The 17784-nt window shown below is 39.4% G+C and carries 16 protein-coding genes and 2 tRNA genes; 4 read left to right on the top strand and 14 right to left on the bottom strand.

Annotated elements, in window-relative coordinates:
- The first annotated feature begins 432 nt into the window (after positions 1-432).
- From JW794_03880 to JW794_03895, 4 genes are all read left to right on the top strand, one after another.
- Positions 433-1458 (top strand): Gfo/Idh/MocA family oxidoreductase, encoded by a 1026-nt coding sequence (locus JW794_03880; protein MBN2017256.1) that lies wholly within the window; start codon positions 433-435, stop codon positions 1456-1458.
- Positions 1459-1466: 8 nt separating this feature from the next.
- The gene (locus tag JW794_03885) at positions 1467-2216 is read left to right on the top strand and encodes an N-acetyltransferase (protein MBN2017257.1); all 750 of its coding nucleotides are present in this window, start codon (positions 1467-1469) and stop codon (positions 2214-2216) included.
- A gap of 113 nt (positions 2217-2329) precedes the next feature.
- Positions 2330-3421 (top strand): DegT/DnrJ/EryC1/StrS family aminotransferase, encoded by a 1092-nt coding sequence (locus JW794_03890; protein MBN2017258.1) that lies wholly within the window; start codon positions 2330-2332, stop codon positions 3419-3421.
- A 350-nt stretch (positions 3422-3771) separates the two neighbouring features.
- Positions 3772-5655 (top strand): T9SS type A sorting domain-containing protein, encoded by a 1884-nt coding sequence (locus JW794_03895; GenBank protein MBN2017259.1) that lies wholly within the window; start codon positions 3772-3774, stop codon positions 5653-5655.
- Between the two features lie 17 nt (positions 5656-5672).
- On the opposite strand, the gene JW794_03900 is transcribed toward JW794_03895, so the two are convergent.
- The 14 genes from JW794_03900 to JW794_03965 form a co-directional block, all read right to left on the bottom strand.
- Positions 5673-5747, bottom strand: a tRNA-His gene (locus JW794_03900).
- A gap of 7 nt (positions 5748-5754) precedes the next feature.
- Positions 5755-5832: transfer RNA gene (locus JW794_03905), tRNA-Pro, on the bottom strand.
- A gap of 78 nt (positions 5833-5910) precedes the next feature.
- Positions 5911-6690 carry an inositol monophosphatase gene (locus tag JW794_03910; GenBank protein ID MBN2017260.1) on the bottom strand — a complete coding sequence of 260 codons (780 nt, stop codon included), beginning with the start codon at positions 6688-6690 and terminating at the stop codon, positions 5911-5913.
- On the bottom strand, positions 6691-7764 hold the full coding sequence (locus tag JW794_03915) for a radical SAM protein (GenBank protein MBN2017261.1): 1074 nt from the start codon (positions 7762-7764) through the stop codon (positions 6691-6693).
- Entirely contained in the window at positions 7703-8962 is a 1260-nt protein-coding gene (locus tag JW794_03920) for a tetratricopeptide repeat protein (protein ID MBN2017262.1), read from the bottom strand. The genes JW794_03915 and JW794_03920 overlap by 62 nt, the downstream gene beginning before the upstream one ends.
- 12 nt (positions 8963-8974) lie before the next feature.
- The gene (locus tag JW794_03925; GenBank protein ID MBN2017263.1) at positions 8975-9754 is read right to left on the bottom strand and encodes an NAD+ synthase; all 780 of its coding nucleotides are present in this window, start codon (positions 9752-9754) and stop codon (positions 8975-8977) included.
- Positions 9754-10521, bottom strand: a complete 768-nt coding sequence (locus JW794_03930; GenBank protein ID MBN2017264.1) for an HAD family hydrolase — start codon at positions 10519-10521, stop codon at positions 9754-9756. The genes JW794_03925 and JW794_03930 overlap by 1 nt, the downstream gene beginning before the upstream one ends.
- Positions 10521-11009 carry a hypothetical protein gene (locus tag JW794_03935; protein MBN2017265.1) on the bottom strand — a complete coding sequence of 163 codons (489 nt, stop codon included), beginning with the start codon at positions 11007-11009 and terminating at the stop codon, positions 10521-10523. The genes JW794_03930 and JW794_03935 overlap by 1 nt, the downstream gene beginning before the upstream one ends.
- A gap of 1 nt (position 11010) precedes the next feature.
- Positions 11011-11646: a ComEA family DNA-binding protein gene (locus JW794_03940; protein MBN2017266.1), complete on the bottom strand. Its 636-nt coding sequence runs from the start codon at positions 11644-11646 to the stop codon at positions 11011-11013.
- A complete protein-coding gene (locus tag JW794_03945; GenBank protein ID MBN2017267.1) occupies positions 11639-12523 on the bottom strand; it encodes a M28 family peptidase in 885 nt (294 codons plus the stop codon). The genes JW794_03940 and JW794_03945 overlap by 8 nt, the downstream gene beginning before the upstream one ends.
- 70 nt (positions 12524-12593) lie before the next feature.
- Positions 12594-13412: a 7-cyano-7-deazaguanine reductase gene (locus tag JW794_03950; protein ID MBN2017268.1), complete on the bottom strand. Its 819-nt coding sequence runs from the start codon at positions 13410-13412 to the stop codon at positions 12594-12596.
- A 31-nt stretch (positions 13413-13443) separates the two neighbouring features.
- Entirely contained in the window at positions 13444-15360 is a 1917-nt protein-coding gene (gene thrS, locus JW794_03955) for a threonine--tRNA ligase (protein MBN2017269.1), read from the bottom strand.
- 89 nt (positions 15361-15449) lie between these two features.
- Complete coding sequence (locus JW794_03960; GenBank protein MBN2017270.1) at positions 15450-16400, bottom strand: HD domain-containing protein; 951 nt, start codon at positions 16398-16400, stop codon at positions 15450-15452.
- A gap of 245 nt (positions 16401-16645) precedes the next feature.
- Positions 16646-17713 carry a CehA/McbA family metallohydrolase gene (locus JW794_03965; GenBank protein MBN2017271.1) on the bottom strand — a complete coding sequence of 356 codons (1068 nt, stop codon included), beginning with the start codon at positions 17711-17713 and terminating at the stop codon, positions 16646-16648.
- Between the last annotated feature and the right edge of the window lie 71 nt (positions 17714-17784).

Genomic DNA, 17784 nt, shown 5'->3' on the forward strand with positions numbered 1-17784 from the left:
ATAAATAATTAACAATATTAAAAGGGAATAAATTAGAACATGCGGAAGCGAATTTTTGGTTTACAATTTGAGCCACGTAAGCCCCTACAATTACAGATAAATCTATTATGAACTCCATTCTAACAAATAAAATTTATTTAATGAATGATTAACAAAATTTTTTATGCAATTTGAAATTGCTCAACTGAATTCATGTCAAGAATTTCCGGAATTTTCTCCCCACTCCCGAGAATATAAAAATTCATAATTCTCGCCACATTTTAGATTCTGATTTTACTTGTATTTGTTGATGATCTAGCAAATCTAATATTGACTTTATGAAATTGATTCCACTAAATTTATTGACGCAATGATTCAATAAACAGCAATCGAGTGCTATAAAATATTACTCTGCTTGTATAAAAAGTTAGAGAAACCAGAAAGGAAACATTTATGCAGGATAAACCAAGGGTAGCGGTGATAGGATCCGGGTCATGGGGTTTTAACCATGTGAGGACATTTTACAACCTCCCGACATGCGAGCTGGTGGGCGTAAGTGATTTCAGCGAGAAGAATCTTAAGAGAGTAAAAACACAATTCCCGGAAGTAAGAACAACAACAAAGTATACTGATTTCACACACAGTGATGAGATCGATGCTGTCGTCATTCCATCCAGCGCAGAAACCCATTACGAGATCGCCAAGAATGCGCTCCTGCACGGTAAACACTGTCTCGTGGAAAAACCGATCACGTTGGACATCGATGAAGCACAGGAGCTGGTGAACTTAGCACAAGAAAAAGATCTGGTTTTGATGGTCGGACATCTGCTGCTCTATCATGGTGCAGTGGTTTATCTCAAGAAACTCGTCGATGAAAAAGCTATCGGTGATATGCTGTACCTTTACTCACAGCGTGTAAACCTGGGCAAGGTGAGATCAAATGAGAATGCACTGTGGAGTTTTGCTCCACACGATATTTCGATCATGTTGTATCTGATCGATTCCAAGCCTGTACGAGTATCTGCAACAGGACAGAGTTTCCTCCAGAAAAAGAACAATATTCACGATGTGGTATTCTTCACTATATATTTTGAGAACGGAACGATCGCAACAGGTCAGGTCAGCTGGCTTGATCCGCATAAGATCAGGAAATTCACCATTGTGGGAAGCGAAAAGATGGTTACCTTTGATGATATGGAAGTGAGAGAGAAAATAAGAATATATGATAAAGGTGTGGATGCATCTGATGTTTCCTATGATTCCTTTGCTGAGTCCCTTTCCATTCATGACGGAGATATCTCAATCCCTAAAATTACCCTTACTGAACCCCTCAAACGAGAGGATGGTCATTTTATCGACTGCATTATTAATAAGAAAAAACCTCTTACGGATGGACAGAATGGCCTTGATGTGCTCAAAGTTCTCGTCGCAGCCCAGACTTCTCTCGAGAACTATGGTGAACCGCAAGAACTTGCATAAGGAGTAGTATGAACAATTATATTTCTGAAAAAGCAACAATAGGAAAAGATACAAAGATAGGCTTAAACGTTATCATAGAAGATAATGTGATCATAGGAGATAACTGCCTTATCGGTCATAACATCATCATTCATGAAGGATCGAAGATCGGTAGTGGCGTACGCATAGATGACGGAACGATCGTTGGTAAAGAGCCCCTCTTTTCACCGAGAAGTATTTTCAAAAAGAAGACCTTTGACCCTGCGCAGATTGGTGATGATTGTCTCATCGGAGTAAATGTGGTCATATATGTGGGATGTGTGATAGGAGATAAAAATCTCATCGCAGATTTCTCGACCATTCGTGAAAATGTAAAAGTTGGAGACATAAATATCATCGGCAGGAACGTGACCATTGAGAACTTCGTGAACATCGGGAGCAGATGTAAGTTCGAGACCAATGTGTATATTACAGCTTATTCTGAGGTTGGTGATTACTGCTTTGTCGCACCCTGTGTGGCAACAAGCAATGATAATTATATGGCTCGTGACAAAGAGCGTTATAACCACTTCAAAGGTGTGACACTTAAGACCGGTGCACGAATAGGTGTGAACGCAACCATCCTACCGGGTAAGATCATTGAGGAAGATGGTATGGTCGCTGCTGGTTCAGTTGTCTCAAAAAATGTTCCCAAAGAAAAAGTTGTACTTGGACATCCTGCAAAAGTGATTCGGGATGTTGATGAAAAGCAATTACTGAAAAATAATCTTGATAAATAATACTTGAACCATGAAAGTCACTAATGGAAACAGAAGCTTTTTTTATTTTAAAATTTATATTTCTTTGTTTCGCGATTTTCGTGTATTTCGTGGTTACATAAAAGGAGAAATGAATGAAAGTCCCAATGCTTGATCTTAATGCACAATATGAACCTATGAAGGAAGATGTATTGAATGCTATGAAGGACGTGTTTGAATCCAAGCGGTTCATCAACGGTCCTCAGATAAAAGAGCTCGAAGAAAAACTGGCTGAGTATTGCCATTGCAAACACGCGATCGGTGTTACTTCAGGAACCGATGCGCTGCTTATCTCGCTCATGGCTTTTGATATCGGTGAAGGTGATGAAGTGATCACCACACCCTTTACCTTTTTTGCCACTGCAGGTTCTGTATTCCGTACCGGTGCAAAACCGGTATTCGTTGATATCGATCCCAAGACCTACAACATCGATCCCGACCTGATCGAAGCAAAGGTCACGGAAAAGACCAAAGCGATTATGCCCGTTCATCTGTTCGGCCAATGTGCCGAGATGGACAGAATCAATGAGATCGCAAAGAAGCATAATCTATTCGTGATAGAAGATGCTGCTCAGGCAATCGGTTCTGAGTACAAAGGAAAACGGGCAGGATCACTGGGTGATGTTGGCTGCTTCTCATTCTTCCCGAGCAAGAACCTTGGTTGCTGCGGCGATGGTGGACTCGTTACGACAAACGATGATGAACTTGCTGAAAAGATCAGAATACTTCGTCAGCACGGCAGCAAACCAAAATATTACCATAAGATCATCGGCGGTAATTTCCGGATAGATACAATTCAGGCAACAGTGCTTCTTGAAAAGTTCCCTTACCTCGAAGAGTGGCATAAAGGACGCCAGAAAAATGCGAACTATTATAATGAACATCTGAAAGATGTAATTATTACACCGTATGTGGAATCCTACAATAAAATGATCTATAACCAGTACACGATCCGAACTCTCAAGAGAGATGAGCTGCAGAACAAACTCGATGAAGCAAATGTTGGCAACGCGATCTACTATCCAGTTCCATTGCATCTGCAGGAATGTTTTGCATTTCTCGGTTACAAAGAAGGCGATCTCCCTGAATCTGAAAAAGCAGCGGATGAAGTTATCTCAATTCCCATATATCCCGAACTTACAAAGGAACAAAAGGATTATGTTATCAGTGTAGTTAAAGAAATCTAAAAAATATATTTAAAAGTACTCACAGGGCTGGAGAAATTCAGCCCTATTTTTATTACGGTTTTAATTTCAAATACAAAACTTGAGTAAGGTTTTATTGACAAAATTTATTAAGGTAACGGTCATTACCTTAACAGAGGTTACCTTATGAGATTTGATCAATATGTCCCAAAAATCACAAGTTTGTCTTTGAGCAGGAAGAACGGGTAGTAAGTACATTTTATCATAGGTAAATCTATAGAGCTGCTTGCTGAAATGATCTCATCAATGAATTCCATATGAATACTTTTCATAATCCTTGACGTTATGAATATGAATATTTAAAAAAATTATAAAATTTATGAAGGTGCCCTATGCTCATTAAAACATATTTATTAGTAGTGATTTCCTGCCTATTAGTTGCTCAGCTCTATTCCTTTGCAGGAGGAGACGGCTCAGCGTCTGATCCTTGGCAGATCGCAACTGCTTCACATTTAAATGAAGTAAGAAATTATCTCGGGACAACACATGCAGATAAACATTTCATCCTGATAAATGATATCGATCTAGATATCTCCCCTTATAATGTCGATCCGGGCTGGGAACCGATAGGGAATGCATCAAACCAGTTTACGGGAAATTTCAACGGCTGCAACTACAGAGTTGAAAACCTATTCAGCAATCGACCTGATAATTGGTATATTGGATTATTTGGTTATGTTGGTTCAAGTGCTCAAATAACAGGTCTCATTTTAACAGGAGTAGATGTTACCGGTTATAGTATGGTCGGGGGCGTTGCTGGATTTCAAAAAGGTGCAATTTCAAGCTGCTCAATAAGTGGCAGTATAACTGCTGAATCAAGAGTAGGTGGTTTGACAGGACGTAATGAAGGCACAATCGATAACTGCTCTTCCTCTGGAACGATCACTGCAACCACGGGGAATAATGCTGGCGGATTAGTGGGGCGTCACTACGCTGGAAGTATAACATATAGTTTTTCGTCATGCCAGGTTTTGGGGTACGGCAACAACAGTTTTGGAGGTCTGGTCGGATGGAATGAAAGTACGATCGATCATTGTCATGCTGCCGGTGATGTCGATGGCTATCTCTATACTGGAGGTCTCGTGGGAAGAAATTACGATGGAACGATAAGTTATTCTTATGCGACCGGCAATGTGACCAGCACCACAAATTGTACAGGCGGTCTGGTTGGTTCGAACGGTGGGCTGCCCGGAATGGATGATCCGATCATTCAGTATTGTTATGCGACAGGTGATGTTGACGGTGACGGAAGTGTCGGTGGTCTTGCGGGTGAGAATCTAAACCTGATATCAAATTCCTATGCAACCGGTTCAGTGCATGGCACCAACTCTGTTGCCTATCAGAAAGGTATTGGTGGGCTGGTCGGCGAACAGGGTGAAGATGCAATCGTGGAGTATTCTTACTCAGTCGGAAATGTATCTGGAAATTCTCCAACCGGTGGCTTGATAGGATATAATAACCGGGGTATCGTGCAATATGGATTTTGGAATATCGAGACTTCCTCCCAGTCCTCGAGTGCTGGAGGAGTCGGGCTAACAACAAACCAGATGATCCAGAAAGATTCTTTTACAAATTGGAACTTTGTCGATACATGGATATTGGAAGAAAATGTGACCTATCCCTATCTTATAAGCATTCCGCAAAATCCACCTCCATCTCCATTCCTGCCTGCACCAACAGGGCTGACGGTTGATCCTATTACAGGGCTTTTTTCCTGGAATGAACCGGATTATTCAGGGATTGTTCTTCTTCATTATGATGTCTATCTCGACGGCAGCTATGTTGCTTCAACAGGTGATTTATTTTACCTGTATGAGGATCTTGTTAATGGGCAGCAATATATCGCAGGGGTAAAAGCTATATACGATGAGGGGGAGTCAGCAATAATTTCGATCCAATTCACCTATCAGGGGGTTGGAGTTAGCAATAATGATTTACAGAATTTCGAATTTCTTTCATGTTTTCCTAATCCTTATTCCCATGGAACGACAATTCATTTTTATCAGAAGGATGGTTCATCTTGCACTTTGACCATTTTTAATCAAAAGGGACAGAAAGTTCGAACACTCCTTCAAAATGAATTTGTTCAGAATGAATTTTCAATTTTCTGGGATGGCAAGGATGATTATAGGAATGATCTGGAAAATGGAATATATTTCTACAAATTACAATACGATGATAATCAGTCTTTTGGAAAGATGGTTATGATTAAATAGAATTGGCTGTAAAAAAATGGGGTGGATGATGGGATTCGAACCCACAACAACTGGAACCACAATCCAGGGCTCTGCCATTGAACTACATCCACCACATAATGGTCGGGGTGCCGAGATTCGAACTCGGGACCTCTTGAACCCCATTCAAGCGCGCTAGCCGGGCTGCGCCACACCCCGAAAAGAGATACTCTTGTACAAATGAAGTGTAATTTCGGTCAAGTTTTTCAAATAACTCAAAAAGTATATGAACAAAAACTAAGATGACAATGATATTCCCTTCAACATTTCTTTGTGAACTTTTCCATTCGAAGCGACAATCTCTTTATCAAATATTGAAAATTGTAACCCATCAAATGTCGTAACTTTCCCGCCAGCTTCTTCAACAATGATCAATCCCGCTGCAGTATCCCACGGAAAAAGCTCGAGTTCCCAATAGCCATCAAATATACCACATGCAACATAACACATATCAAGTGCTGCAGCGCCTGGACGTCTTATACCACGACATTGTTTTATCATTTTTGAAAAATATCTGATATTATTTCTTTCTTCATTATACATGTCATATGGAAAACCTGTTGCAAGAAGGGATTTTGAAAAATCTGCATTGTAAGAGACTGAAATGGTTTGATCGTTTCTGAAACTGCCTTTGCCTTTTTCAGCATAAAACAATTCATCGAGGATGGGATTATATACAACACCGAGGATACTTTCATCATCTTTTTGGAGTGCTATTGAAACGCACACAAAAGGAAATCCGTGAACATAATTTGTCGTACCATCCAATGGATCGATCACCCAACGATAGGATTGGTTATTATCCTGTTTATGCTTAGTTTCTTCAGTAAGGATATTGTGTTTGGGATAATATTTTGAGATTGTTTCTATTACTACTGCTTCAGCTTCTTTATCGACATTTGTCACCAAATTGATTCGCCCTTTATAGTCGATTTCCTTCTTTTTATGAAAATTCTCTTTGATAATTTCACTGCCTTTTCGAGCAGCTTCTATAGCAATATCAAGATAGGATTTCATTTATCTTTCCTTTGCAGCTCCTTTAAGATTAAACAGTTTTCTCCCATGCGCCAAGACTTGTGAGAAATTCTGGGGATGGAAGAGTAAATATTTCTGGGTGTAACAGCTGCTCCAGCATCCATCGCAGGTCGAATATTCTTCAAGGGTTCTACGATATTGGTCGTTTTCCATGATATTTTCAAGGTCTTGGTCAAGCAGATTTCCAACCGCATCACCTTTACAGAGATGAACCTCTCCATTATGCATAATTGTTAGACGTGTTGCAGTTCTCTTACCGTCGACAAATGGACAGAAATCCGGGAAATCATTATCAAGAATGCGCGGAATGCCTTCAATAAATGAATTAAGGTTAAGGATCGAAGGATTATCTGTAAGAAAATCAATTGTATTGTGCAAGGCTTCGGCATCTGTGATCTTCATCTCATCATCTTCTTTTGTCGTATCGAGCAGAGAATGATAAACACCAACCGTTACTTCCCATCCTGCATCCTTACTTGCTTCAATTATTTCCGGAACTTGATGGAGATTCTTTGCACTGAGAACGCAGTTCACATACGTAAAGGAAGAGGAGTTGAATTCCTTTTTGCGTTCAGTTATTTTTTTCATGTTCGACAAGATTATTGCAGGATGATTTTCCACCCCCCTGAGATAGGAACCGGTTTCTTCAAGCCCATCTAACGATGTCTGGATATTTATACCGTTCTTCAAACAAAAATCAATGACATCAGAAATTTTCTCATAATCGAAGTACAATCCTGTCACAAGAGAAACGGAAAGAGGAAATGTTTTTTGAGCGTGCTTTAGTATTTCAATAATATCTGGATGCAAGAGCGGTTCACCGCCACTGATCATGCCAACGAGACTGCCGTATTTTTTTAATCTTCGGAGTACAAGCATGTATTCTGACAAACTCATATAAGGATTACCAGTTAGATCTTCGTGGATGTTGCATTGCCGGCAGCGTTGATTGCACAGACGGGTAATTTTTATTTCCGTAACGGAATTTATCGGTTTATTCTGAAGGAAGTGTTGCGCTACTTTCGGAAGTGTTTTGAGCAGTTTTTTTTTTCTCATTGATTCTTTCTAAATTTTTTTGAGCAAGTTCAAAATTAGGGTCGAGTTCAAGTGCTTTTTTCAAAAGGACGATTGCCTGGTCGAGTTGTCCGTCTTGTTCATAAATAACTGCAAGATTATTCAAGGTCTTTTTCTCTTCTTTTTTTTCGAGAATTTCTTCATACAGTTCGCGGCATTTCTCGATATTACCCTCTGCCTGGAAAAGGAACGCATAATTGTATTTCGCTTCGATGAATTCCGGATCTAATTCCATTGCATGAAAGAAATGTTCTTTCGCTTTCTCGATCTTGCCTTTTGTCGAATAATAGATACCAAAATAGTAGTGAAGATCAGCCGAATCGGGGAAGACTTCCAGGTATTTTTTAAGATCATTATACGCTTTGTCAAAGTGCTGCTGAGCATAGTTATACGCAATGCGCTGTATAAACTCACTTTCGGACAAAACCATACCAGATTCACCAAACACCTTTTCTTTTATGAACCAATTACCGTTTATTCTTTGAAGAACGAGAGATAGGGGATATTTGCCATTGATCTCAAATTCGACGATTGCCTGATCCTGCTCCTTGCTCAGAGCGGAACGAACAAGATCGTATTCTTTGATCGCCTTGAATGCTTTCAATCCGAGATTTCGCTTTAGATAATTTTGGACCAAAACATCACCTTTATAGATGTCGTGATGAACAAGAAGTCGAAGGGATTTCTCGTGATCATAATTGATGACATATTCCAGGAATTTCTGAGCTATATCCTCGTGAGTTTCAATTGTTTTCTTGATTTGCGGGATGCCAAGTTCTTGCCTAACAAAATTGTATGTTAGGTGACCTTTGAGTGCTTGCTCGTGATTCTTTAAAAATTTATCGATCTTCTTTTTTCCCTGCTCTGTTTCAGCATATGCCCGAGGGGTTTTATTATCGAAGGATGGATTTTCAGTCTTTAACCACTCATTAAGATGCAGATCAAGAAGCTCCTGCTGCTCGGTGATAGATTCCGAATAATTGTTCAACTGGAGATTCTTTTTTTCATGGGTGCTTTTAAGCGCATATTTACAATCCGAAGGACAGTCCATCTTTATGCGAATCTCATTGCAGCAATGAAAGCAGATCTTTTTATGGGTTTTGGGACATGTTCTCGTTGCTTTATGCTTTTTACATAATTGGCAGCGTTTGGGCTGGAGTATTCCAAAATAGGTCTTCATATGATGTCTTTCTTATACGGTTTGATAAGTTTCCGGATTAGGAGGTATTGATTGTTTAAAGCGATTTCTCTTTACGATTGATTTAACATGTTGTATTTGTTCTTCTGTAAATCCTTGTGATAGTAATTGATTTAGGGAGAGTTTTTTCTCATATAAAGCATATAATATTTCATCTGCATCTTTATATGAAAGTCCGAGTTCTTCTTCATCGGTTTGACCTTCCCACAGATCGGCAGTAGGGGATTTTTGTATGATGTTTTTGGGAACACCCATCATTTCTGCAAGTTTCCATACTTCTGATTTATACAAGCAGCCGAGTGGTTCGAGTGCACAGGCACCGTCACCATATTGTGTAACATAACCAAATAGTAGTTCCGTTTTATTGCCTGTACCAAGAACAAGAGCATGTTCCTTTGCAGCAAGGTCATAGAGTGTGGACATGCGCATTCGTGCTTTCATGTTCCCTTTTCGCAATCTGTCTGCTTCCGGCTCATAGGTCTCGAAATAGGCATCGACCATTGGCGTGATCTCACGAACATAATATTTCATTCCGAGATTTTCTGCAACTAATTTGCCATCATCGAAACTGTCATTCCTGCTGGTTTTGTAAGGCATGAGTACGCCGATCATATTTTCTCTGCCAAGTGCTTCAACCGCAAGATAAGCTACTAAAGAAGAATCTACTCCGCCAGAAAGTCCAATAATGCCTTTTGAAAAACCTGCGTTTTTGAAATAGGTTTTGATAAATGTAATAATTTTATCTTTTTCTGAGTTCAAATCGATATTGCGCATCACATAACCTTTATATCATCAATAGAATTTACCACAAAATCCGAAGCTGGTTCGAGCAGTTCAGCTCCATCCTTGCCTGTAAGTACAGCAATTGTAAGTGTACAACCAGCATTTTTTGCCATATCCATGTCCAATGTGCTGTCACCGATAACAGCAGTATGTTCCGGAGTTTCATTAAGGAGTTCACATACATAATGCACCATATCTGGAGCTGGCTTATCATTTTTTGTGCTGTCTGCACCGGAAATCGCATCGATGTATTCCAGCGCATTAAATGCTTCCATGATCTTTTCACAGCGAACCGCAAGGTCGGATGTAGCAACAGCAATCTTTATCTTATTATCTTTGAGAGATTTAAAAAGTCCGTGTATATCTCCCAGTGGCATCGCAATTTCACGAAGATCGACAATACTGTCCACTTCTCCAAAAATCTTATGAGTAGCTTGATATGCAGTCGGTCGATCAAAACCGAAATCCACTAATTTCATAATAACTTTTTTTTCAGTTATCGGTCTGGAATCAGTTAAGATCGCAACATCGAGAATATTAGTGGAAAACGGATCTGCACCCATCGAACGAATGATCTCATTCACTTTTTCTTGCGTGAGGTCAAAATGTTTGCCCAATAATCGAGCTCTCTGTTTGATGATCTCGATCCACATGTTCAGGTCCGAGAGTGTGCCATCCTTGTCGAAGATCACTAATTTTATCTTTTCCGGGTCGATGTAAACAATACCTTTTTCATGATGAGCTGCACTATGTGTCATTACAACCTTTCTATTGCCTGAAGAATATCCATTAAGTTGACGTCATCGAGTTTTCTGTTTTTTCCGATAAGTATTGCAAGCTGTGCAAGAAATTGCTCAACAGTCATGTCTGCATATTTATCAAGGATCAGGTATGATATATCAGAGGTACTCCCTTTTAGGATGTCGTCGAGTTCTTCTTTCTGCTCTGTTTTCTTTGGTTTTTTTTCCGGTTTGGGCTCTGGCTCTTCAACTTCTTTTTCTTCTTCCTTCGGAATATTGAAGACATCCTTTTCATTGTCACTCATAACGAACGACCCGATTGCAGCACGATCTTTTTTACTTTTGGAGCTGATGATCTCTTCGAGATAGCTTATCTTTTTATCATAGAATTCATCGTGCTTTTTCTCGTTCAACTTCTTATACATAATGAGTGCCATTGCGTAGTTGCCCTGTTCTTCATACATTTTCGCAAGAGCCGGTGAAGCTGCGACATCCTGAAATTCCATATTACACCTCAATGTCGTTTTTGATCGTATCAAAGGTACCTTGCCCGATCCCTTTGACATTCATGATATCTTCTATGGTTTGAAAAGAGCCATGTTCATTTCTATAGTCAATAATTGCTTGTGCTTTTGTTTTACCGATCCCTTTTAAGGTCTGGAGCTGCTCAACAGTAGCAATGTTTATATTTAACTTTTGACCATCCATTAAGGATTCTTCAGAAAAAGACGTTTGAGTATCCTCAGCAACGTATGCATAAACTTCTGCTGAATCACCGATCATTTCGAGGTAGGGGAGTAATTTTGCCAGTGTTTTTTTGCCGATGCCTTTGATATTTGTCAATTCACAAAGAGTGGAGAGAGTTCCCTGTTCGGTTTTATAATCATATATTGCCTGCGCTTTTACAGGTCCTATTCCCGGCAGTTCGGCAAGGGTTTCTATGTCGGCATCATTTATATTGATCATCATTGGTTCGTGAGATTTATCAACCACTTTTTTGATGCTATCCTGAATATTAAGTGTTGAGTCAGCCTCCAGAATGGATGAGATATTTCGCACATTCATGACCACAAGCCCCACGACCAGAAAGGCGACAATGAAGATGATAATATTTCGTTCGTCGGGAGTAAAATATTTATTCATAGATCAGATGCATAAGCATTGTGCCTACGCTTTGTAAGCTTTTTGGACTACATTTGTCGGGTGTGTCTTCTGTCGTGTGCCAGTATGGATAATCCAGATCAATGATGTCGATCGCATCATAGCTGGCTTCAAGAAAGGGATAATGATCATCGTAAATATAGGTTGTGACTTTTGATGAAAATCCCTTCAGATTATTTTTCTTTGCTATTTTCCATACTCTATCAACCAGCTCGGGAGATGACATCAGAGAGAATGGCTCTTTTTTTATTTCCAGTTCGTTATCACCGATCATGTCGATCACGATAACAAATTCGGGTTCTTTTCCATGATAATGTTCAACAAAATACTGCGAACCAAGACACCAGTTTTTTGTTTTTCCATATGAACCTGCATCCTCTCCATCGAAAAAGATAAGATCATATCCATAAACCGGAGGTTCATTTATTTGCAGGATCGTTGCTAACTCCAAAAGTACCGCAACTCCAGACGCAGCATCATTAGCGCCGAGGATGGGTGTATTATGCTTTGTGCTATCTGCATCTCTATCAGCCCAGGGACGGGTATCCCAATGTGCCCCGATGAAAATTCGCTGAGGTCTTTCAGGATAATAGGATGCTATAATATTTGTGAATTTGAATTCGTCACCTCGAACTGATGCAGTGAAATCCTGTGTGCGAACCTCAGCACCATGATCTTCCATGAACTTGATAATATAATTTTTGCAGAGCTCATGACCTTCTGAGCCGGGATTCCGTGGACCGAACGTGCATTGTTCTTCGAGGTATTTGAATGCTTTCTCTCCATCAAAAGTTGGAATTGCACTATTGCATCCAGCAAATAACACCGCACAAACGATAAGCAAGCTGATAATCTTCATAACTTTTTTATACAATTAGTATTTTCCTTTGATGTAACGATATTGAGAATGAATTTGATGTCAATATTTTCTATTGATGAAAGTCACGGGTGTATATGAGTTGTGTAAATTCCTCGGGGATCTCAGCAAGGCATGTTTCTCTTGGATAGATTCGTAGGGGATTAATATCAATACCGCCGCGTCGGGTGTATTTGCAGATCAGTGCAAGCTTGTCCGGTTCAAGAATGTGCACCAAATCATACAGTATTCTCTCGCAGCACTCTTCATGGTATTCATTGTGAAGTCTATATGAAATGATATATTGTACGAATGATCCTGGTTGCAGTGTTTTATCATCTGCACGATAATACAAATACACCGAACCCCAATCGGGCTGGTTTGTTATGGGACAGTTTGATCTGAGAAGGTGAGATGAGAAATAATAATCCAAACTTTTCGCATGAGCAGTTTTCAGCAATTCTGGATTTGGTGTGTATTCTGAGATATCATCGATATCTATATCATCCAAACAGAGGAATTGAGAGCTGTCTGTAAAATTATTAGTGAAAGAAGCATTTGATTCATATGAAAGCTGTAAGTTTTTTGTACCAAGAGTTTTTCCCAGGTCTGTTTCTATAATATGCAGCACTTCTTCTAAAGAAGTGAAGCGTTTCATGGAATAGGAATTCAAGTATAACTTGAGTGACTTGCTTTCAACAATATTTTGAGAATCTGCATCATATTCGATAGTGAGAATTCCTGCAGTTGGTTTACCGTCTGGTCGCAGGAATGAGAATTCATAGGTGTTCCAGATATCTGAACCTTGAAATGGGACCGGTTCTTTCCAACCGATGGCGTCTCTTCCTTTTGATCTTGGAATTGCTATTAATTCCGAAACATGCACTTTCATATTTCAAAAGAAAAAAGGGAGAAGTTCTCCCTTATTTTTTATTTTTGATTTCTTGTTTAATGTATTCAATGAAATCTTGAAGAGTAAATGATCCGATGTCACCTTTCTGGTGTCTTCGAATAGAGACAGTTCCCTGCTCGATCTCCTTGTTGCCAACGATCACCATATATGGGATTTTCTGTTTTTCAGCTTCTCTGATCTTATAACCGATCTTTTCGTTCTGCATACTGATATTAGCTCTAATATCAGCATCTCTGAGCGATTGCATTATCTCCTTTGTATAATCAAGCTGGTTCTCGCTTATCGGAAGAACCTGAACCTGAACTGGAGCAAGCCAAACCGGGAAGTTGCCCATATAATGTTCGATAAGCACACCAAAGAATCGTTCAAGTGAGCCGAGAAGAGCGCGGTGTATCATATAAGGACGATGTGCTTCGTTATCTTCGCCGATGTAGGTCATATCGAAGCGTTCTGGGAGATTGAAATCAAATTGAATGGTGGTGCACTGCCATGCTCTATCAAGCGCATCTTTTATTTTGATATCAATTTTCGGTCCGTAAAAAACACCTTCTCCTGGGTCGACAGTATAGTCCAAGCCTGAAATTTCAAGAGCTTTTTTCAGTGAATCGGTGGCTCGAATCCACATCTCATTTTCACCAACAAATTTAGCTGGCTGTGTTGAAAGGTAGATGTCATATCTGTCAAATCCGAATGCTTTGAGGAAGAAGAGCGAGAAATCCAGCAGCTTTACTACTTCATCAACCAGTTGGTCGGGAGTGCACATAATGTGTGCGTCGTCCTGAGTAAAGCCACGGACTCTCATCAAACCATGCAGAGCACCGGAGCGTTCGTAACGATATACAGTTCCAAGTTCTGCCGACTTGTAGGGGAGTTCTCTATAACTGCGCAATTTTGATTTATATATCATGATGTGGAAAGGACAGTTCATCGGCTTGATGTAATAATCGATCTCGTCAATTTTCATTGGTGCATACATGCTGTCCTGGTAGAAATCAAGATGTCCGCTGGTTTCCCAAAGAACAGACTTTCCAATATGCGGAGTATATACAATCTGATATCCGGCTTTGTAATGTTCCTTTTTCCAGAAATCCTCGATAACATCGCGCATGATCCCGCCGTTTGGATGCCAATGTACAAGACCGGCTCCAACATCTTCATAAAAACCGAACAGATCGAGTTCTTTACCGATTTTTCTGTGATCTCTTTTTTCTGCTTCATCCAATTTTTGAAGATGATCTTCAAGTTCTTTTTTGGTTTGGAATGAGATGCCGTAAATACGCTGGAGCATCTTATTATGCTCATCACCGCGCCAGTAAGCGCCGGAGAATTTCAGCAGTTTGAAGAATTTGACTTTGTCGGTGGATTGAAGATGAGGTCCACGGCATAGATCGACGAAATCTCCGAGTACATAGATTGATATGACTTCATCTTCTGGCATGTCATTGATAAGTTCGATCTTATATGTTTCGCCGAGACTTTCGAATAATTCAAGAGCTTCATCACGATCGAGTACTTTTCTTTCAAAGAAGAAATTCTCATCGACAGCACGCTGCATTTCTTCTTCGATCTTAATAAGATCTTCTTCAGTGAAGGGAGTTTCTTTATCAAAGTCATAATAGAAACCATGCTCGATTGAGGGTCCTATTGCGACTTTCACATCAGGAAAAAGGCGTTTGACTGCCTGTGCCATGATGTGTGAACTGCTGTGCCAGAAAACATCTTTGCCTTTGGCGTCTGGAAATTTATAGAACAGAATGGAACCGTCTTCTTCAAGGGGACGTGTCATATCGACAGCTTTGTCATTGAATTGTGCGCAAAGAGCTTCTTTTGCCAGCCCCTTGCTGATGCCTTCAGCTATCTTCAATGGAGTGATCCCATTTGGAAATTCCTGTACAGAACCATCCGGAAATGAAATTTTAATATTCATGAGAAATCCTTGATTAGAATATATTTTGAACTCGTAAAATGTCCAATCTACTAAAATGCAGTCAAGAAAATCGGCATTCCGAGAAAATGTTACTCTGTGAAATACTCCCGATTAGTAAGATGGTGATAATCAGTCCACGTTGAATTCTCTTCTGAAGCTTTATCGATCAGGTCTGATGCCCCAGCAACTTGTGCATCGAGATTGTCTGCATAATGAAGAATAAGCGCTTCCTTTGTTTTGGGAGGAACAGCCGCACCATACTCCCGTTCACCATGATGACTGAGAAGCAAGTGCTCGACCTTCATCAGGAGGTCTCCAGGAAAATTATTAATTTCTTCGCATTTATCAACCACCATCTTATTTCCCATAACAACATGCCCGATCAGACGTCCTTCATCAGTAAAATCGATGAAGGGAGCTAACGTGTATTCCTTTATTTTTCCAATATCATGCAAGATTGCACAGGTGATGAGAAGGTCTCTATCGATTTCTTCATAGAGCGGACTTACAGCATCACATATTGTCGTGACAGTCGTGGAGTGATGCAAAAGCCCACCAACTAAGTTATGATGCCAGTTTTTCGCTGCTGGTGCTTTTGAATATTTCTCGAGAAATTCTTTATCATCAAAGAACAGATGGAGCAACTTTGAGAGGTATTCATTTTTTACAGAATCGATAAAACCAAACAGTCTATCTAATAATTTGTTTGTATCCTTCGTTGTTGTTGGAGAGAAATCTGCTATATCAAATTCGTTATCTTCAGCTTTTCTGATGTTTCTAATAGATAGTTGTAGATTACCTTCAAAAGTTGTGACAAGCGCTTTAAGTTTTACAATGTCTCCAACATTGAAACAATCCTGGAATTGAGGAACATTATCCCAAATAAAACCTGTAACTTGTCCCGTTTTATCAAGGCAAAGCACGCGTATAAAAAATTTACCATTTCTGCTTTTTCTTATCGATTTTTCGCTTACGGCAAAAAAATCAATGATCTCACTACCTTCCATGGAGTTGAGATCCTGAACAAAAATCTCTTTCATAATACTCCTTCTTAAATATTATTCACGAAATTGACGAAAGACACTAAATCGTAAAAAGCATATTTCTGTCAAAACAAATATGAATTGAGTTTTTGGATGAATGTTGTCTACCTTCCTCAATCCGTCCTATCCAGGAAGGATTTGTTATAGTTTTAAATCTCGATTTCCCTTCTCATATTTTAGGAGATGGATTTGCTTGTCGGGTCGTATCTCGATTTATCGGGTGTAGACTAAGGAGCAGGTTATTACACCACATACATCGGATTAGAGAAGAGCCATCCTTTCAGTCCAATGAAGACTTCTATTCGATACAATCCCTTTTCTTTAATTGGATATGATATCTTATTTCGATATTCTGTGTGTACTACTTTTCCGTTATGAATAATTTTTACATGGCAATCCTGCTGTAGATATATATAGAGATATAATTCTCTTTCAGATATTGAAATTTCTTCACCGGGCAATGCGAAATTCTCTGTGATCTTAGATTCAATTCCGCAATAGAACATATAAGGATCAGCATGTGTGTAATTCACAACATATGAATTCCCTGCCTTGAGCTTCGAGAGAATTGCTTGCTCGGGTTTTTTGTCAGAAATGGGTTCTCTTGTCTGGATATTCGTGCGGATTGTCTTGAATAATTTCTTATGAGGAAGGAAGGATATCGAAAACGGACCAAAAGAATACTTGTTCTGATGAGAATCAACACTCCCGATGGCTGGAATTCTTCGACCGTTATTGTTCAATTCATCCCATTTTCTGACTGTTTGTTTGTTGGGTCTGCTTATCGAAGTATCGGGAAATAGTATTTTAGGGATTACGTTCAAGGGAATGCGTAACTTATCAGTCCATTCGGAGATATAATTCCAGATTTCCATACCATCAAATTCCATGACTGACCAATCAGTCCAAACATAGGTTCTCAGTGTTCGCCGCGATTTTCTTTTCTCAAAAGGATGTGCTATAAAACCTATTCCACCTTGTTCTCTTGTTTTTGAAACATATTCCTCAACTGTCATTGTCAGGGGGTAAACTTCATCAATATCGAAGATTAGGTAGTGGTTATTTTTGTTTGCATCATTCATCTCATAACCGATAATTGGTATAACATTATGTGGAAGTAACAAAGATAGTTCTTTTTTCACATCTATATTTCTATGATCGGTAATTATGAGAAAATCAATATGTTCCTGCTGAGCTATTTCAACTATTTCTTGTAGTGTGCCGTGTCCATCAAAGGAGTGCTCAGTATGAATATGTATAACTCCTGTATACTCATATATCTCTTTTCCAAAGACTGATTTTTTTATCATGTAAATCCTTTTGGGTAACCCATTGTTTTGGGTTGAGATTGTCAATAATTATTGAGATAATAAAACTTTAT

The organism is Candidatus Cloacimonadota bacterium (assembly GCA_016932035.1).
Lineage (GTDB): Bacteria > Cloacimonadota > Cloacimonadia > JGIOTU-2 > JGIOTU-2 > Celaenobacter.

Coding starts and splice junctions, on each gene's coding strand:
- JW794_03880 (MBN2017256.1), top strand. CDS start 433: ATGCAGGATAAACCAAGGGTAGCGGTGATAGGATCCGGGTCATGGGGT.
- JW794_03885 (MBN2017257.1), top strand. CDS start 1,467: ATGAACAATTATATTTCTGAAAAAGCAACAATAGGAAAAGATACAAAG.
- JW794_03890 (MBN2017258.1), top strand. CDS start 2,330: ATGAAAGTCCCAATGCTTGATCTTAATGCACAATATGAACCTATGAAG.
- JW794_03895 (MBN2017259.1), top strand. CDS start 3,772: ATGCTCATTAAAACATATTTATTAGTAGTGATTTCCTGCCTATTAGTT.
- JW794_03910 (MBN2017260.1), bottom strand. CDS start 6,690: ATGAAATCCTATCTTGATATTGCTATAGAAGCTGCTCGAAAAGGCAGT.
- JW794_03915 (MBN2017261.1), bottom strand. CDS start 7,764: ATGAGAAAAAAAAAACTGCTCAAAACACTTCCGAAAGTAGCGCAACAC.
- JW794_03920 (MBN2017262.1), bottom strand. CDS start 8,962: ATGAAGACCTATTTTGGAATACTCCAGCCCAAACGCTGCCAATTATGT.
- JW794_03925 (MBN2017263.1), bottom strand. CDS start 9,754: ATGCGCAATATCGATTTGAACTCAGAAAAAGATAAAATTATTACATTT.
- JW794_03930 (MBN2017264.1), bottom strand. CDS start 10,521: ATGACACATAGTGCAGCTCATCATGAAAAAGGTATTGTTTACATCGAC.
- JW794_03935 (MBN2017265.1), bottom strand. CDS start 11,009: ATGGAATTTCAGGATGTCGCAGCTTCACCGGCTCTTGCGAAAATGTAT.
- JW794_03940 (MBN2017266.1), bottom strand. CDS start 11,646: ATGAATAAATATTTTACTCCCGACGAACGAAATATTATCATCTTCATT.
- JW794_03945 (MBN2017267.1), bottom strand. CDS start 12,523: ATGAAGATTATCAGCTTGCTTATCGTTTGTGCGGTGTTATTTGCTGGA.
- JW794_03950 (MBN2017268.1), bottom strand. CDS start 13,412: ATGAAAGTGCATGTTTCGGAATTAATAGCAATTCCAAGATCAAAAGGA.
- thrS (MBN2017269.1), bottom strand. CDS start 15,360: ATGAATATTAAAATTTCATTTCCGGATGGTTCTGTACAGGAATTTCCA.
- JW794_03960 (MBN2017270.1), bottom strand. CDS start 16,400: ATGAAAGAGATTTTTGTTCAGGATCTCAACTCCATGGAAGGTAGTGAG.
- JW794_03965 (MBN2017271.1), bottom strand. CDS start 17,713: ATGATAAAAAAATCAGTCTTTGGAAAAGAGATATATGAGTATACAGGA.